The 255-nt window shown below is 33.7% G+C and carries 1 protein-coding gene; it reads right to left on the bottom strand.

Annotated elements, in window-relative coordinates:
* On the bottom strand, positions 1-206 hold a 206-nt coding region (locus tag KI363_RS21860), incomplete at its 3' end, for a helix-turn-helix domain-containing protein (RefSeq protein WP_212967636.1).
* Positions 207-255 lie beyond the last annotated feature (49 nt).

The following is a 255-nucleotide window of genomic DNA, read 5'->3' as shown; positions in this document are numbered from 1 at the left end:
AATTCCTTTGGGTACTGTTTCCAATTCCTTGATTCTTTCAATCCGTCTATCCCATCACTTTTATATTTACGAACCCATTCTTTCACTGTATTTTCATACATTTCATATTTTCTTGCGATAGCACTAACTGGTTTCTTTTCTTCCACCACCTTTTGTACAATCTCCATACGTTCTTCTAGCGTATGTTTGGTTATTCTTTTAGACATTAAAAATACCCCCTTCATAGTAGGAGAGAATTTTTATTATTTCTCTGTC

Source organism: Lederbergia ruris (assembly GCF_018332955.1).
GTDB classification, from domain to species: domain Bacteria; phylum Bacillota; class Bacilli; order Bacillales; family Bacillaceae_C; genus Lederbergia; species Lederbergia ruris.
The sequence above is the reverse complement of the archived record's forward strand: the minus strand, read 5'-3'. Positions and strand labels throughout refer to the sequence as shown.